The 14,782-nt window shown below is 70.0% G+C and carries 9 protein-coding genes and 1 pseudogene; 8 read left to right on the top strand and 2 right to left on the bottom strand.

Annotated features, from left to right (window positions below; all coding sequences use genetic code 11):
* Window positions 1-252: 252 nt before the first annotated feature.
* On the top strand, window positions 253-1,506 hold the full coding sequence (locus tag ABZ260_RS30955; protein WP_355624893.1) for a serine hydrolase domain-containing protein: 1,254 nt from the start codon (window positions 253-255) through the stop codon (window positions 1,504-1,506).
* Between the two features lie 336 nt (window positions 1,507-1,842).
* Here the strand turns inward: ABZ260_RS30955 and ABZ260_RS30950 are convergent, their stop codons facing one another.
* Window positions 1,843-2,754 (bottom strand): alpha/beta fold hydrolase, encoded by a 912-nt coding sequence (locus tag ABZ260_RS30950; protein ID WP_355624891.1) that lies wholly within the window; start codon window positions 2,752-2,754, stop codon window positions 1,843-1,845.
* Window positions 2,755-2,896: 142 nt separating this feature from the next.
* On the opposite strand from ABZ260_RS30950, the gene ABZ260_RS30945 reads away from it, so the two are divergent.
* The 3 genes and pseudogenes from ABZ260_RS30945 to ABZ260_RS30935 all read left to right on the top strand — a co-directional run.
* Window positions 2,897-3,487 carry a TetR/AcrR family transcriptional regulator gene (locus ABZ260_RS30945; protein WP_355624889.1) on the top strand — a complete coding sequence of 197 codons (591 nt, stop codon included), beginning with the start codon at window positions 2,897-2,899 and terminating at the stop codon, window positions 3,485-3,487.
* A gap of 508 nt (window positions 3,488-3,995) precedes the next feature.
* On the top strand, window positions 3,996-5,384 hold the full coding sequence (locus ABZ260_RS30940) for a hypothetical protein (RefSeq protein ID WP_355624887.1): 1,389 nt from the start codon (window positions 3,996-3,998) through the stop codon (window positions 5,382-5,384).
* Window positions 5,385-5,701: 317 nt separating this feature from the next.
* Window positions 5,702-5,797, top strand: a pseudogene (locus ABZ260_RS30935) (transposase); the annotation flags it as partial.
* A gap of 391 nt (window positions 5,798-6,188) precedes the next feature.
* Here the strand turns inward: ABZ260_RS30935 and trpS are convergent.
* Complete coding sequence (gene trpS, locus ABZ260_RS30930; protein ID WP_355624885.1) at window positions 6,189-7,169, bottom strand: tryptophan--tRNA ligase; 981 nt, start codon at window positions 7,167-7,169, stop codon at window positions 6,189-6,191.
* Window positions 7,170-7,561: 392 nt separating this feature from the next.
* Between trpS and ABZ260_RS30925 the strand changes: the two genes are divergently transcribed.
* The 4 genes from ABZ260_RS30925 to ABZ260_RS30910 form a co-directional block, all read left to right on the top strand.
* The gene (locus ABZ260_RS30925) at window positions 7,562-9,481 is read left to right on the top strand and encodes a GAF domain-containing protein (RefSeq protein ID WP_355624883.1); all 1,920 of its coding nucleotides are present in this window, start codon (window positions 7,562-7,564) and stop codon (window positions 9,479-9,481) included.
* Between the two features lie 146 nt (window positions 9,482-9,627).
* The gene (locus ABZ260_RS30920; protein WP_355624881.1) at window positions 9,628-10,920 is read left to right on the top strand and encodes a hydroxymethylglutaryl-CoA reductase, degradative; all 1,293 of its coding nucleotides are present in this window, start codon (window positions 9,628-9,630) and stop codon (window positions 10,918-10,920) included.
* Window positions 10,921-10,926: 6 nt separating this feature from the next.
* Entirely contained in the window at window positions 10,927-12,996 is a 2,070-nt protein-coding gene (locus ABZ260_RS30915; RefSeq protein ID WP_355624879.1) for a hydantoinase/oxoprolinase family protein, read from the top strand.
* Window positions 12,997-13,011: 15 nt separating this feature from the next.
* On the top strand, window positions 13,012-14,782 hold a 1,771-nt coding region (locus ABZ260_RS30910; RefSeq protein ID WP_355624877.1), incomplete at its 3' end, for a hydantoinase B/oxoprolinase family protein.

Here is a 14,782-nt window from a genome sequence, read left to right as displayed (position 1 = left end):
GGATCTGCCCGGCAGATCCTGCTCGCCGCCACCATTTGGATTGCTCCGTGCCGCCCAGCGACTACGCGGCGACTGTCGACCCCGTCACGCTGCCGGTCACCTTCGCGGTGGTGTTCGTCGTCAACGGCCTGCTGGAGGAGGTCTTCTACATACGGCGCCCCGAAAAGTCCTGATTGGCGAAAGTCAAAAATGCATCCTAAGATCCGCTACCGATCTCCAGAGCCTTTTGAACCGCCGATTCAGGGAGTCCATGTGACGCTGCTCAGCAGGCGAAGCTTTCTTCAGGCGAGTACCGCGATGGTACCCGCGGCCGTGTTCGGCGCGCCGCCTGTGCGGGCTGGCAGCGCCCCGGCGGTGGAGGTGTCCGGGGTCGCGCCCGCCGCGCTCGCCGGGTTCGACCGGGTCCTGAAGACCTACATCACTGAGCGCGACATCTCCTGTGCTCAGCTCGCCATCGTCAAGAACGGCAAGCTCGTCCTGGCGCGTGGTTACCGGTACTCCAGCGACGGCCGGACCGTCCCCGTGGTGTCGCCCACCTCGCTTTTCCGGATCGCGAGCCTGAGCAAGCACATCACCGCCACCGCCATCATGCGCCTGGTCCAGGAGGGCAAGCTAACCCTGGGCGCCTCGGTGGCCGGCCTGCTCGGCCTGTCCACCGCGGCGGATCCCCGGCTGGCCAGTGTGACGGTACTACGGCTGCTGCAGCACACCGGCGGCTGGGACAGCGCCATCTCGAAGGACTATCTGTATCTGGACCACGTGATCGCCGGCGCGCTCGGCGTACCGCTGCCGCTCACCCAGGACCACATCATCGCGTATGCGAGCAGCCGCCCGCTCGACTTCGCCCCCGGCAGCCGCTACGCGTACAGCAACTACGGCTACATGCTGCTCGGCCGGATCGTCGAGAAGGTCTCCGGTCAGAGCTACGAGTCCTACGTCAAGCAGAAGCTGCTGGCGCCCGTCGGCATCACCCGGTTGAAGCTCGGTCGTACGCTCCGCGCCGAGGCCGCGCCCGGCGAGGTGTTCTATGAGTCGCGTTTCACCAGTAAGACCGTCACGGATCCTACGGGCGCCGTGGTACCCACCCCGTACGGCGGCTTCAGCATGACCAACCGTGGCCCCGGCGGCGGCTGGCTGGCCTCCGCGGTGGACCTGGTCAGGTTCGCGGGGATCTTCAACGCGGCCGGTCCGGTGCTCAATGCGACCTCCATCGGCAGGATGTTCGCCAAGCCGGAGATCGGCGTCACCTCGAGCGGTTCCTGGTATGGCGCGGGCTGGTGGGTGCGCCAGGTGACCGGGCACCTCAACACCTGGCACGACGGCTCGCTGCCCGGCACCTACACCTATCTGGCCCGGCTGCAGAACGGCTTCACCTACGCCGCGCTGTTCAACCGCCGGGAGGAGAGCGGCAGCCTCGACTTCGACGTGCTGAGCCCGCAGATCAACGCCGAGATCGGCAAGGTCACCACCTGGCCCACCACCGACCTCAGCTCCCGTTACTTCTGAGCGGCTCTCCCGCACCCGCCGGGCCGGTCACGGTTACGACGGGGGCGGGTCCGGCGGCCGGACACGGATCGAGGTGGTGCTGTCATCGGCGAAAGCGCTCCTCACGCTCTCGGGGGAGGCGTTTTACGGCACCTTCGAGCGAATCGGGCTGGGGCCGGGTTCTTTCGTGAAAGGCCGAGTCGGCCATGCTCGCTGGCGTCATCCGCGATCAGCGGGCGCCGTCGACGGAGTGGAAGCGGATGTCGTGGCCGTCGGCGTTTGCGGCCGCGAAGCGCAGCAGGCGGACGCCCTCCTCAGCACCGCCTGCCCCATGCGGCGGGTTCTGGTGAGGCTCGCTTACTTGCTCTGCAGCTTCCCCAGCGGGTTGGGGTCTTCCTCCAGTGCGGTGGCCGCCGCCTTCCAGCTGGTGTCCTCGGGGTAGAGGGCGCTGCGCAGGAAGGCCGAGGTGAGCTGCTGGATCAGAGCGACGCGCGCGGGATTCTCGTCCGTCGTTTCGGCGACCTCGTACCCAGAAACGCCGCCGAGCGAGTGCTCTGCCCCGAACAGCGTGAGCAGGCTTTTGCTGCCCGGGCTGTAGGTGTAGGGGTCGGTGAACCAGTCCGGTCCGCGGGTGGACAGGTGGGATTGGTCGTTGTCCCCGGCGACGATCAGAGCCGGTACCTTCATGTCGTCGAAGGAAGGCTTCATGAACGGGAAGCGCTCGGCGGCGAACGGGGTCAGGTCGTCACCCAGGCCGGTAAGGGCGAGCAGGATCCCCGCCTTGACGCGAGGGTCGGACATATCCTCGCCCGGTACGCCGTCCGCGTCCAGGACACGCGCCCCCAGCAGTGCGCTCGCCGTCTGAGCTCCCCAGGAATGACCGGCCACGGCGACGCGGCCGCGGTCGAGGCGTCCGGCCAGGCCCGGCACGGACGCTTCCAGGGCGTCGAGCCCGTCCAGGACACGCGTGAGGTCCTCGATCCGCAACCGCCAGATCCGCGGCGTGCGGGGGTCGTCGGCGGGGAGGCCGAGTGTCCTGGAGTCGAGGTGGGTGGGCTGCACGACCACGAAGCCGTGAGCGGACCAGAAGTCGGCCAGCGGCGCGTAGCCGTTCATCGACCAGCCGAAGCCGTGCGAGAAGACGATGATCGGCAGATTGCTGCCGGTCGCGGGGACCGAGACACGCACCTGGAGGTCGTCACCGCGGCCAGGGACGGGCAGGATCACCGGCTTCACGGATATCACGGAGGCGGCGTTCAAGTGGGACATGGAAATGCCTTCCGGTCGGTTTGTCGAGCTCGCGGTTCGGCGGTTCCGTCCGGTGTCTGCCACCATGGAGAAACGGAACCGCGTTCCGCTGACAATACGGAACGAGGTTCCACTTTGCAATCGTTGGGGAAGGACAATCACGATGAACGGCAGCGACCGGCCCGCGGCAAGCTCGGCCGCGTCCAAGCGGAAGGACGCCCGGCGTAACCAGCAAACCCTGCTGGACGCGGCCGCCACGGTCTTCGTCACCTCCGGCGTGGATGCCCCGGTACGCGACATCGCCGCCAAGGCCGGCGTCGGGATCGGCACGATCTACCGGCACTTCCCCACCCGAGCCGAACTGATCATCGCCGTCTACCACCACCAGGTCGACGCCTGCGCCAAGGCCGGCCCTGCCCTGCTGGCCTCCGGGCCGACCCCCCACGCCGCCCTCGCCCGGTGGATCGACCTGTTCGTCGACTTCCTGGTCACCAAACACGGCCTCGCCGCCGCGATGCAGAACGACGGCGCCGGGTTCGAGACGCTGCACGCCTACTTCCTCGACCGGCTCCTGCCGGTGTGCACCCAGCTCCTCGACGCCGCAACCACCTCCGGCGAGGTCCCCCCTGACCTCGAGGCCTACCAGCTCATGCGCGGCGTCGGAAACCTCTGTATCGGCGCCGACAGCGACCCTCGCTACGACGCGCGCCGGCTGGTCGCGCTCCTCGTCGCAGGGCTACGCCAGCCGTGCTGACAGTGGTGGATTCGGCTCCCAGCTCGACGCGCCTACCAGACAGGCGGACAGGTCTTCTCTCGGTCAGACGGTACCGTCGGGATCCGTTCCTCCCGCTGACGCCCGCGCGACCTGGAGGCGCTGGGCCTGCCCGACCTCGAGATCGAAGCAGTCCTCAAGGCGGACGATGAAGCGATCGAGGAGTTCCGGAACGCATTGCGGTGCATCCTGGCCTACGGCCGCGCCGACGCACGCCCGAGCATTATTCACCTTTGATACACGGAACCTGCTATGCCCAATTGAAGTCGTACGCGCTGCTTGTTCGGCCCGGTAGGGTCCTTGGTCATTCGGGATGATCGGCTAGAAAGGGCGGGCCGCCGTGCTCTCCGTGTCGACTCTCGGGCCGCGGCGGCGTTATCCGGTGTTCTGGTGGTGGCTGGCGGCCTCGTACGCGTTATGGGAGATCATCTGGGAGGTGCTGACGCCCCCGCGGCGAGTCACGTGTGTCGGGCCACCGATCTTGCACCCGGTGGGCCCCGTCCGCCGCACAGCCGCCGAAGTGGCCGAGGTGGCCGCGGGCGTGCTGTATCTGGCGGGGCCGTTCCTCCTGGCGATGATCGCCCTGTTCGTGGCCAGGCGCGACAATGCCCGCGTCCACCTGATGGCCGCGGCTTTCGGATTCGTGCTCGTCGCGTTGCCTGAGGCGCTGGCGGTCGCCGCGGAGGTGCTCAGGCCGCCCGCGGAGCCGCCGCCCGGTTGCCTGCCGGACCCGGCGTCGTTCCGGATCCTGCCGGTGGTTCTGGCCTGGGTGATCTCGCCGCTGACGATGATCCTGCTCGCGGGCGCCGCCGGGACGCGCGTGCGCCCGGACCGGGGCTCCGTGCTGCGGCTGGTCGCGGCGCTCGGGGTGATCGTGCTCGTCGTGCAGGCCGTACGGATCCTGCCGGAGCGACTGGCGGCGCCACCGGTTGCGGACGACGGCACCCCCCGGTACGCGCTGCTCACCGGCGGCTATCTGGAGACGGTGAACCTGGATACGGGCCGCATCGCCCATGAGTACATGCCGTACCTCGGCAGGCGCATCACCCCGATCAAGGCGGTGGCCGCCACCCGGGAGCCGGGGGAGTACGTGGTGAGCGTGACCCTGCGGCAGGGCCTGGACGATTGGTCACCGCGCGGCTTCGTCTCGCGCATCCACCGCCTGACGGTGGACGCCGACGGCCAGGCGAAGCTGGGCCAGGCGCTGTCGGGCAGGCTGAACGGGAGCGTCGACCGGATCGTGCTGTCGCCCGAGGGCCGCATCGCCTACAGCCGCCGGACCGAGGACCGCGATCACAACCAGACCACCTACGTCGGCGTCCTCGACCCCAACGTCGAATGGCGGGCGACCGCGTACAGGTTCTACTGGAGGGACGCCCACACCCTGGTGCTTCCCGACGACATCCACTTCACCGGGGTCACGTACCCGCCGAAGCCGGAGTTGGTGAAAGCCTGGGAGGGTGCCCTTGACGTGCGGCTGCCTGCGTCGGACCCGTCGGCCGCGGCGGTGCTCGTCCGGGCGCCCCGCGACAACGGCAGCCACACGCTCCCTCATCCTCTTCCGGACGGCCGGACCCTGCGGGTGCGCCAGGGCAGCTACGAGCAGCCGTCCGAACTGCTCCTCTACGATGGGGACCGGAAGGTGGCCACAGTGCTCGCCCTGAGCTGCGGCGAGATCGTGTCGATGACGCTGGACCGATCCGGCCGGCACCTCCTGGTCGGCAAGGACAACGAGAACGATTCGGTGGCCGGCAATAGACCGTGCGGGGGCAAGAACTACGAACTGCTCCGCGTCGGCCTCACCCCGACGGCCGATGGTGCCTTCCCCCACAGGGTCGTCTGGCGGGGCGACACCTATGTCGGCGGATTCACCTGGTGACCGACCCAGGCGACGACACAGGGTCGATTTTCAGGCGGCGTCGACACTGCATGAGCTCGTCAGCCGAGATGAGCGCGGAAGAACGACGCCAGCGTGCTGAGGCTCAGTGGAGGCTCAGTGCTGGTCACGGGCTCACCACAGCGTTTCGAAGTCTGCGCGGTCCTGGCCGGGAAGGGCTCCGACAGGCCGCCGGTGAAGGGGAAGAAGTGGTCCTGCCCGTGCAAGGTGAAGAAGCGGACGCTTCCGCCCACATTGCCTTCCAGCGCGGGAACCCCACAACTCGTGCCCGCCAGGACGGCGCTGCGCTCCCACGTCGTCGATTCTGGTCGAACAACCCGCAAGAACGGTTGAACAAGGAGATCCGCCGCCGCACCGACGTGGTCGGGATCTTCCCCGGCGCCGCCACCGCCCGCTTCCCACAGGTGGAAAGGGCGGTGGCGTCGTCGTCATGGTGGGGGACGATCGCGGTGATGACGCGGGTGGTGTACAGCCACAGCGACCAGCAAACCAGCCGCGTCGCCTCCGACGCCGGAAGCCCATGGAACCGCTACGCTCCAGACGACGACCACTCTCTGTGACAGACATCAGGTGCGGACCCCTCGAATAGGCGACACCTGATTACGCGAGGTTGCCAGTTCCGTCCCTGTACCGCGACCCCAGCCGGACCCACGGCACGCCACCGGTCGCCGAGTGCGACGCCGCGGCGACCGGCTGGACGGCCCGACCGGCAACGGCGCACCACGATGGCCTCCCGCTCGGGTCGCCGTCAGCTACGCGGATGGCCGAACTCCCGTGCACGCTGACTCATCCGGGTAGCAGACCGATCGCCGCCTTGGCCTGGCGTACCTTCACATTGGCCAACCCGCGGGCACGGTCGGCGCCGGCCCGCAGAACCGCCTGGACGTGCTGCGGGTCTTCGGCTAGTTGCAGGTAGCGGTCCCGGATGGGGGCGAGGGTGGCCACTACCGTGTCGGCGACTGTTTCCTTCAATTCGCCGTACCGGTTGAACCGCCCGGCCAGCCGCTGAGGCTCGTCGCCGGTGCAGGCGGCCAGGATGGCGAGCAGGTTCGATATCCCCGGTTTGAGATCCGGATCGTAGCTCACCACGATGTCGGTGTCGGTGACCGCACGCATCACCTTGCGCCGCAGGACATCCGGCTCGTCGAGCAGTCGCAGCACCCCCGCGGTCGAGGGGGCCGACTTGCTCATCTTGTCGCCAGGTGACGCCAGGTCCATGATGCGGGCGGCGACCGGCGGGTTGACCGCTCGGGGGATGGTGAAGGTGGGGTTGTATCGAGTGTTGAACCGCTGGGCGATATCGCGGGCCAACTCCACGTGCTGGCTCTGGTCCTCGCCGACCGGTACCTCGTCGGTGTCATACAGCAGGATGTCGGCGGCCATCAGGATCGGGTAGGTCAGCAGCGACACCCGGACCTGGTTCTGACGGCCGGACTTCTCCTTGAACTGGATCATTCGCTGGGCCTCGCCGTACCCAGTGGTGCACTCCAGCAGGTAGTGCAGTTCGGTGTGCTCGGGTACGTGCGACTGAACCAGGAACAGACACGCGTCGGGGTCAGCGCCTGCCGCCAGCAGGATGGTCGCGAATTCCAGTGTCCGCCGCCGCACCTCGACCGGATCATGCTCCAGAGTCAGGGAGTGCAGGTCGGAGATGAACACCACCGTATCCGTGGTGGCCTGCTCGGCGATTATCGGTGCGATCGCGCCGATGTAGTTGCCCAGATGCAGGTCGCCGGACGGGGTGAAGCCGGTGAGTCGTCGTGGCATCGGTTTGGCTCCCTCGGGATGGGGGGGGCCACCCTGGCCGGGCCACCGAGGTGCGAACACACGAAACGGCCGCCCGAACCGGGCGGCCGCGTTATCAGTCACGCGGATGAACAGTGCCGCCCGTCAGGGGCGCCACCAGCCAAGGGGCAAGAAGATCATCCGCACGCCGTGACCATACCATCCGGCAGGCGGAGAATCGCAGGTAAGTCAGCGATGATCCTTATGTAGGCCGGCTACGCGGGCTGAGTCCGGGAAACAATCACAACCAACGCGGGAAGCGATCTTCTGCTGCGGCGCATCGCCCACCTGCTTGAGGAAGGGCCGCCGGAGGCCGGATGCACAGCGGCCACGTCCATACCGGCAGGTGAGACGGGGCCCATATGCTTGGGAACATGGTATTGCCCGCGCAGCGGGCGCTGGTGCCCCTGGACTCGGTGCTCGGACTGCTGGACCTGCTGCTCGATGAGACGGCCGACGAGCAGAGCGCCGTCGCGCCGCTCGCCGAGTCGCTCGACGGCGCCGAGCTGGCCGGTGTGCTGCGGCGGACGCGGCGGGTGCGGGCGGCGCTGGCGCGGTGGCGCCGGCGCGATCAGGAGCTGTCCGCGCTGCTGTCCAGCGCGCGTGAGCTGGCCGAGCTGCGCGATCTGGACGCGCTGCTGGACCGCCTGGTGGCCCGGGCGCATGACCTGGTGGGCACCGACGTGACGTATCTGTCGGAGTTCGACCAGGAGACCGATGAGTTGCGGGTGCGCTCGACGCTGGGCACGTTCGCGCCCGAGTTCCGCCGGCTTCGGGTGCCTCCGGGAAAGGGCCTGGCCGGAAGGGTCGTGTCCACGCGCAGCCCGCAGTGGACGACGAACTATGACCACTATCTCGACGCCCCGCATGACGCGGAGATCGACGAGGCCGTGCGGGCCGAGGGACTGGTGTCGCTGCTCGGTGTGCCGCTGGCGGCGGGCGACCGCGTGCTGGGGGTGCTGTTCGCGGCCAACCGCGACGAGCACGCGTTCACGCCCGAGGAGATCGCGCTGCTGTCGGCGTTCGCCGACCACGCGGCCGTGGTGTTGCAGACGGTGCACCTGCTGGCGCAGGCCCGCGCGTCGGCCGAGGCGGCCCGGGTGGCCAACGAGGATCTCGCGCGCACCATGGCGGCCAGGGAACGCGCCAGCGCGGTGCATCAGGACCTCACCAACGCGGTGCTGCGCGGGGGCACCGCGCACGAGGTGGCCCGGACGCTGGCCGCCTCGCTGGGACGGTCGGTGGAGATCTTCGACCGCGACCTGGCTCCGCTCGCCTCGGCGCGGACCGATGCCTCGGGGGAGTCCTCGCCCATGACCGCGCACGTACGCGCCGCGGTCGAGCGCAGCCGCACCACGGGGCGGTGCGTGTTCCTGGACCCGTCGGATGACGGGGCGTCTGTGGTGGTCGCCGTGGTGGCGGCCGAGACGCTGCTCGGTGCGATCCTCGTCGGCCACGGCGATCTCGCGCTGGGCTCGGTCGAGCGGCGCACGATCGAGCGCGCGGCGCAGATCGTGGCCCTGCTGGCGCTGAAGCGGGAGGCGGTCGCCGAGGCCGAGGAGCGGGTGCGGGGAGAACTGATCTCCGACATCCTGTTGGGCGACGGAGCGCACCGCGAGGAGCTGATGTTGCGGGCCCGCGCCCGCGGGGTCCGTCTGGAGTCGCTGCGCATGGTCGTCGCGGTGCTGGTGCCGCGTGACCGGCGCAGGGCGGCCGTGCAGGCGCTCGGCACCTGGCGCCCCGGCCTGCTGGCCAGTGAGCACGCGGGCTGTGTGGTCGTGCTGACGGACGCGGCCGACCCCGACGGCGCGGCGACCGAGGTCCGTGAGTGCGTGCGCCCGCTGACGGGGGCGCCGGTGCTCGTGGTGGCCGACACGCCCGTCGCCACCTGGGGCGAGCTGGGCGCCCGGTTCGAGCCGCTGCGCCAGTGCGCCGAGTTGCTGCACGGCATGGGCATCCAGGACACGGCCGTCAACGCGGCGGCCTACCAGCCGTACCTGGCTCTGTTCGGCGCCGGGCGCGACGGGATCGTCGCGTTCACCGAGGCGGTGCTCGGGCCGGTGCTGCGCTGGGACCGCGATCATTCGACCGACCTGGTGAAGACGTTGCGCACCTACGTCGACTCGCACTGCAGCCCGGCACGGGCGGCGCGAGCGCTGAACGTGCACATCAACACGGTCAACCAGCGCCTGGACAGGATCACCCTGCTGCTCGGCCCCGCGTGGCGCGAGCCGGAGCCGTTCTTCCGCGTCACCGTGGCCGTCCGTATGCACGCCCTCGCGACCGGTCTGTGATCTACGTCGATTCACACATGGCAATGGCTTCAACGCCGTGTGATTCACCCATGGGCGCGGTGTTCCGGTCGGACCTAACCTTCCGCACAAGCCGTTTGCGTTTCGGCTCGATTATCAGCCTGTTTCGGCGGTATACGGGAGGCATCGTGGGTGTTCACAGCCGGCTGGCGGGGTTACGCGACCTGTCGCCCGGGGAGCGGCGGGCCCTCGCCGCGAAGAGCGCGGGGCTCGATCCCGGCGCGCTCGACGTACTCGATCCGGCCGCCGGGCTCACCCTGGACCAGGCCGACCACATGATCGAGAACGTCGTCGGGGTCCTCGGGGTGCCGGTGGGCGTGGCCACGAACTTCAGGGTCAACGGATCCGATGTCCTGGTGCCGATGGCGACGGAGGAGCCGTCGGTGGTCGCCGCGGCGAGCAACGCCGCGCGCATCGCCCGCGTACACGGTGGCTTCGCCACGACGTGCTCGGCGCCGATCATGCAGGCGCAGGTGCAGGTGCTGGGCGCGGCCGATCCCCACGCGGCGCGGCTGCGACTGCTGGAGGCGCGCGGCGAGCTCGCCGAGCTGGCGAACGCGCAGGACCCGCGCCTGGTGGAGTTCGGCGGCGGCGTACGGGACATCACCGTACGGCTCGTGCCGTCGGGCGAGGACGTCTACGTCGTGCTCCACCTCGTGGTCGACGTGCGGGACGCGATGGGCGCCAACGCGGTGAACACGATGGCGGAGGCGGTGGCGACCAGGGTGGGGGAGATCGCCGGGGGCCGCACCCTGCTGCGGATCCTGACCAACAAGGCGGACCTGCGCCTGGCCAGGGCACGCGCCGTCTTCGACGCCGAGGCCCTCGGGGGCTCGCAGGTGGTGCGGGACATCGTGCACGCGGCGGCGCTGGCCGAGGCCGATCCGTACCGGGCGGCGACCCACAACAAGGGCATCATGAACGGCGTCACCGCCGTGGTGCTGGCGACGGGCAACGACACCCGCGCGGTCGAGGCGGGCGCGCACTCCCACGCGGTCGCCCCGGACGGCCGCTACACCTCCCTGTCCCACTTCGAGCGCGACGCCGAGGGCAACCTGTCCGGCTCCCTGGAACTGCCCATGCCGGTCGGCCTGGTCGGCGGGGCCACGAAGGTGCACCCGGTGGCGCGCGCGGCGGTGCGGTTGCTGGGGGTGCGGACCGCGAGCGAGCTGGCCGGCATCGTCGCCGCGGTCGGGCTCGCGCAGAACCTCGCCGCGCTGCGGGCCCTGGCCACCGAGGGCATCCAGCGAGGACACATGTCACTGCACGCGCGCAACGTGGCGGTGACCGCGGGCGCGAGCCCCGAGGAGATCCCCACGGTGGTCGGGCGCATGCTCGCCGCCAAGGCGGTACGCGCAGACCGTGCCGAGCAGATCCTGGCCGAGCTCCGCGCCGGAGCCGGTGCAGCCGAAGGAGACTGAGCAGCCATGATTTTGGACGTGGGCATCGACGTCGGGGGCACCTTCACCGACGCCGTCGCCATCGCCGACGGCCGCGCCGTGCGCGGCAAGGCGTTCTCGACACCGGACGTGACCACCGGCATCCTCGCCGCGCTGAGCATCCTGCGCGAGCAGGTCGGGCTGAGCGAGGCGGAGTTCTACCCGGCGATCGACCGGTTCGTGCTCGGCAACACCATCGTCACCAACGCGGTGGACGAGCAGAAGTACGCCCGGGTGGGGCTGCTGACCACCCAGGGCTTCCGGGACACGCTGCGGATCGCCCGCTCCGCGCGTACCGACGAGCGCGACTCGCACAAGCTGGCGCCGCCGCCGGACATCGTGGACCGGCGTCTGATCGTCGAGGTGCCCGAACGCGTCGACGCGCACGGCACCGTGCTGGTGCCGCTGTCGCCCGGCGCCGTGCGTACGAGCGTGGAGCAGGTGCTGGCGGCCGGCGCCGAGTCGATCGCGGTGTGCCTGCTGTGGTCCTTCCGCAACGACGCGCACGAGCGGGCGATCGCCGGCTACCTGCGCGAGCACCACCCGGACGTGCCCTACTCGCTGTCCAGCGCGCTCACCCCGGTGTACCGGGAGTACGAGCGCATGGTGACGACGGCGCTGGACGCGGCGGTCAAGCCGATCGTCGCGACCCACTTCCAGCAGCTCGCCGAGGCCCTGGCCGCCAAGGGGTTGCGCACCAGGGTGCAGATCATGCAGGTCCACGGCGGGTTCCTCTCGGTCGAGGAGACCGCGCGGGCGCCGATCTCGATGTTCAACTCCGGCCCGGTCGGCGGGGTGACCGGCGCGCGCCTGCTCGGCATGCGGCTGGGCCGGCGCCGGGTGCTCACCGCCGACATGGGCGGTACCAGCCTGGACGCCGCCGCGATCATCGACGACGAGCTGCGGGTGCTGCCGCGGGCCGAGATCGGCGGGCTGCCCACCAGCCTCACCGCGGTGGACATCGAGACCATCGGCGCCGGGGGCGGCAGCCTGGGCTGGATCGACGGCCGCGGGGTGCTGCGCGTCGGCCCGCACAGCGCCGGTTCCGTGCCCGGGCCCGCCTGCTACGACAAGGGCGGCGAGCGTCCGGCCGTGACCGACGCCGCGCTGGTCATGGGGCTGATCAACCCCGAGTACTACCTGGGCGGGACGGTCACCCTGTCGCCGGGCAAGGCGCGCGAGGCGATCCGGCGGCACCTCGCCGACCCGCTCGGGCTGTCCGAGGACGCCGCCGCGCACGGCATGTACCGGCTGGCGACCTCGCAGATGGCCAACGCGCTACGCAAGATCACCGTCAATCGCGGGCACGATCCCCGTGAGTTCACCCTGGTCGGCTTCGGCGGCGCCTGCGGACTGTTCGCCGCCGCGATCGCCGCCGATACGGGAGTGGGCGAGGTGATCATTCCACGCAACGCCGCCGTGTTCTCGGCGTACGGGCTCATGCACGCCGACTCGGTCTTCTCCGCGGTCCAGACCAGCCCATGGACGATGGACCAGCCGGCCGAGGCGCTGGAGAGGGAGTTCGCCGCCCTGGAACAGCGGGCGCGCGACTGGTTCGACGCCGAGGGCATCCCCCAGGACCGCCGCGCGGTCTTCCGCGAGGCCGACATGAAGTTCGTCGGCCAGATCTTCGAGGTGACCACGCGCCTGCCCGAGGAGCCGTTCCGGGAGGGCGACAAGGAGACGCTGCGCCGCCGGTTCGTGGCGGACTACGAGGCCGAGTTCGGCACCGGCACCGCGTGGACCGAGGCCGAGGTGCTGCTGGTCAACTCGCGGGTACGGGCGGTCGGCCGCACCGAGACGCAGACCGTGACCGAGACCCCCGGCCAGGAGCGGCACACCGTCACCACGCGGGAGGTCGTCGAGCCGCTGTCCGGCCACCGCCGCCACGTCGAGGTGCACCGGGGGTTCGGCGCGCTCGGCAAGGCCGAGGGCCCGTGCCTGATCGAGGAACCCGACACCACCGTCTACGTGCCGCCGGCCGCGGTGGTCGAGGTCATCGACGGCGGGCACTTCCTCATCCGCCTGAACCACGCCGGCGCCGGCGACGCCGCCTGATCGAAGGAGACCCCCGTGAGCTCACCGACGTCCGACGACTTCGACCCGATCACGCTGGAAGTGATCAGGATGCGCCTCGACTCGATCGTCGAGGAGATGGGCATCGCGATGATCCGGTCCTCCGGATCGCCCGTCATCACCGAGGCCGGTGACTTCAACACCGCGCTGTTCGATCCCGAGGGACGCATCTACGCGTACTCGGACTACGTGCAGTTCCACATCGGGTCGGGCAGCGTCGCCGTCCGCAACCTCGTCGAGGCCATCCGGGGCGAGCCGTTGTATCCGGGCGACGCTTTCATCTGCAACGACCCGCACACCGCGGGGGCGAGCCACCCGCCCGACACCAACGTGATCTCCCCGATCTTCCACGGCGCGGAGTTGATCGGCTGGGCGCAGTCGCAGGCGCATCTGCTCGACGTCGGGGGCATGACCCCCGGCGGCTTCGCGCCCGGCGCGTACGACTGCTACAGCGAGGCCCTGCGGCTGCCGCCCGGGGTCAAGGTCTTCGAGCGGGGCGAGCCGGTCGAGTGGGTCCGGCGGATCCTGCTCAACAACGTCCGTGTCCCCGTGCCGTACTGGAACGACGTGCGCAGCCTCGTCGCGAGCAACAACACCGGCATCCGCCGGCTGCTCGCCACGATCACCGAGTTCGGGCTCGACCGCTTCCGGGCGTACACGCGGCGCAACTTCGAGATCGCCGAGCAGGTCGTGCGCGACCGGCTGGCCCGGCTGCCCGACGGCGTGTGGGAGGCGGAGGAGTGGACCGAGCACAACGGGCACACCGACGATCTCTACCGGGTCCGGTGCACGCTGACCAAGCGCGGCGGCCAGGTCACGCTGGACTTCACGGGGTCCAGCCCGCAGACCGACGGGTTCGTCAACTGCAGCTACGGGGCCCTGGTGGGCAGCGTCGCCACCGCCGTCGTGCCGATCCTGGCGTGGGACGTGCCGTTCAACGAGGGCGTCATGACGGCCTTCGAGGTGGTCGCCGAGCCGGGGAGCATCGTCAACCCGCGCCCGCCGGCGCCGATCAGCAACGGCCACCTCACCACCGGGGCCCGAGTGAGCAGACTGATCACCAAGCTGTTCAACGAGCCGTGCCGGGCCAGTGACGACCCCGTGCTCCGGGAGCGTACGCAGGGCGTCTGGGCCGACTCCTGGACGGGCGGGATCTCGGCCGGAACCCGTGACAACGGCGAGTACTTCGTGCTGTTCAACATGGACGGCGGCGGCATGGGGGCCGGCGCCCAGCCCGAGGCCGACGGCCTCGACTGCGCCGGAATGATGACGCAGATGAACAACATGCTGCCGGACGTGGAGATGAACGAGATGCTCTACCCGGTGCTCTACCTGTGGAAGCGGCTCGCCCCCGCCAGCGCGGGCCACGGCGCGCACCGGGGCGGCCTCGGCCACGAATTCGCCTGGACACTGCACGGCGCGAGCGAGGTGACGCAGACCGTGTTCGCGCCCAGCGCCCAGGTGCCCGCCGACGGCTACGGGGGCGGCCTGCCCGGCGGCGGCAGCGGCCACCTGCTGTGCCGCGACACCGACGTGTGGCGGCTCATGTCCGGCGGCGCCGTCCCCACCGAGGAGAACCTCTCCGCGGCCACCAGGCAGTTGCTGGACATCAACCAGTACGACCTCACCGTCCGGCGCGGCGACGTCTTCGTCCAGTGGATCGCCGGAGGAGGCGGTGCCGCACCCGGCTGGGGGGTCGTCAATAGGTTGACTGTACCAACCAGACGGTATGCCCCGGATGTAATGATCTATATCGGCTCCCCGCTTA

Source organism: Streptosporangium sp. NPDC006013 (genome assembly GCF_040614275.1).
GTDB lineage: Bacteria > Actinomycetota > Actinomycetes > Streptosporangiales > Streptosporangiaceae > Streptosporangium.
Note: the sequence above shows the minus strand (reverse complement) of the source record. Positions and strands in the feature narration are given on the sequence as shown.

Excerpts from the sequence above, each read along its gene's own strand:
- ABZ260_RS30925 (WP_355624883.1), top strand. The coding sequence starts at position 7,562 with ATGGTATTGCCCGCGCAGCGGGCGCTGGTGCCCCTGGACTCGGTGCTC.
- ABZ260_RS30950 (WP_355624891.1), bottom strand. The coding sequence starts at position 2,754 with ATGTCCCACTTGAACGCCGCCTCCGTGATATCCGTGAAGCCGGTGATC.
- ABZ260_RS30945 (WP_355624889.1), top strand. The coding sequence starts at position 2,897 with ATGAACGGCAGCGACCGGCCCGCGGCAAGCTCGGCCGCGTCCAAGCGG.
- trpS (WP_355624885.1), bottom strand. The coding sequence starts at position 7,169 with ATGCCACGACGACTCACCGGCTTCACCCCGTCCGGCGACCTGCATCTG.
- ABZ260_RS30915 (WP_355624879.1), top strand. The coding sequence starts at position 10,927 with ATGATTTTGGACGTGGGCATCGACGTCGGGGGCACCTTCACCGACGCC.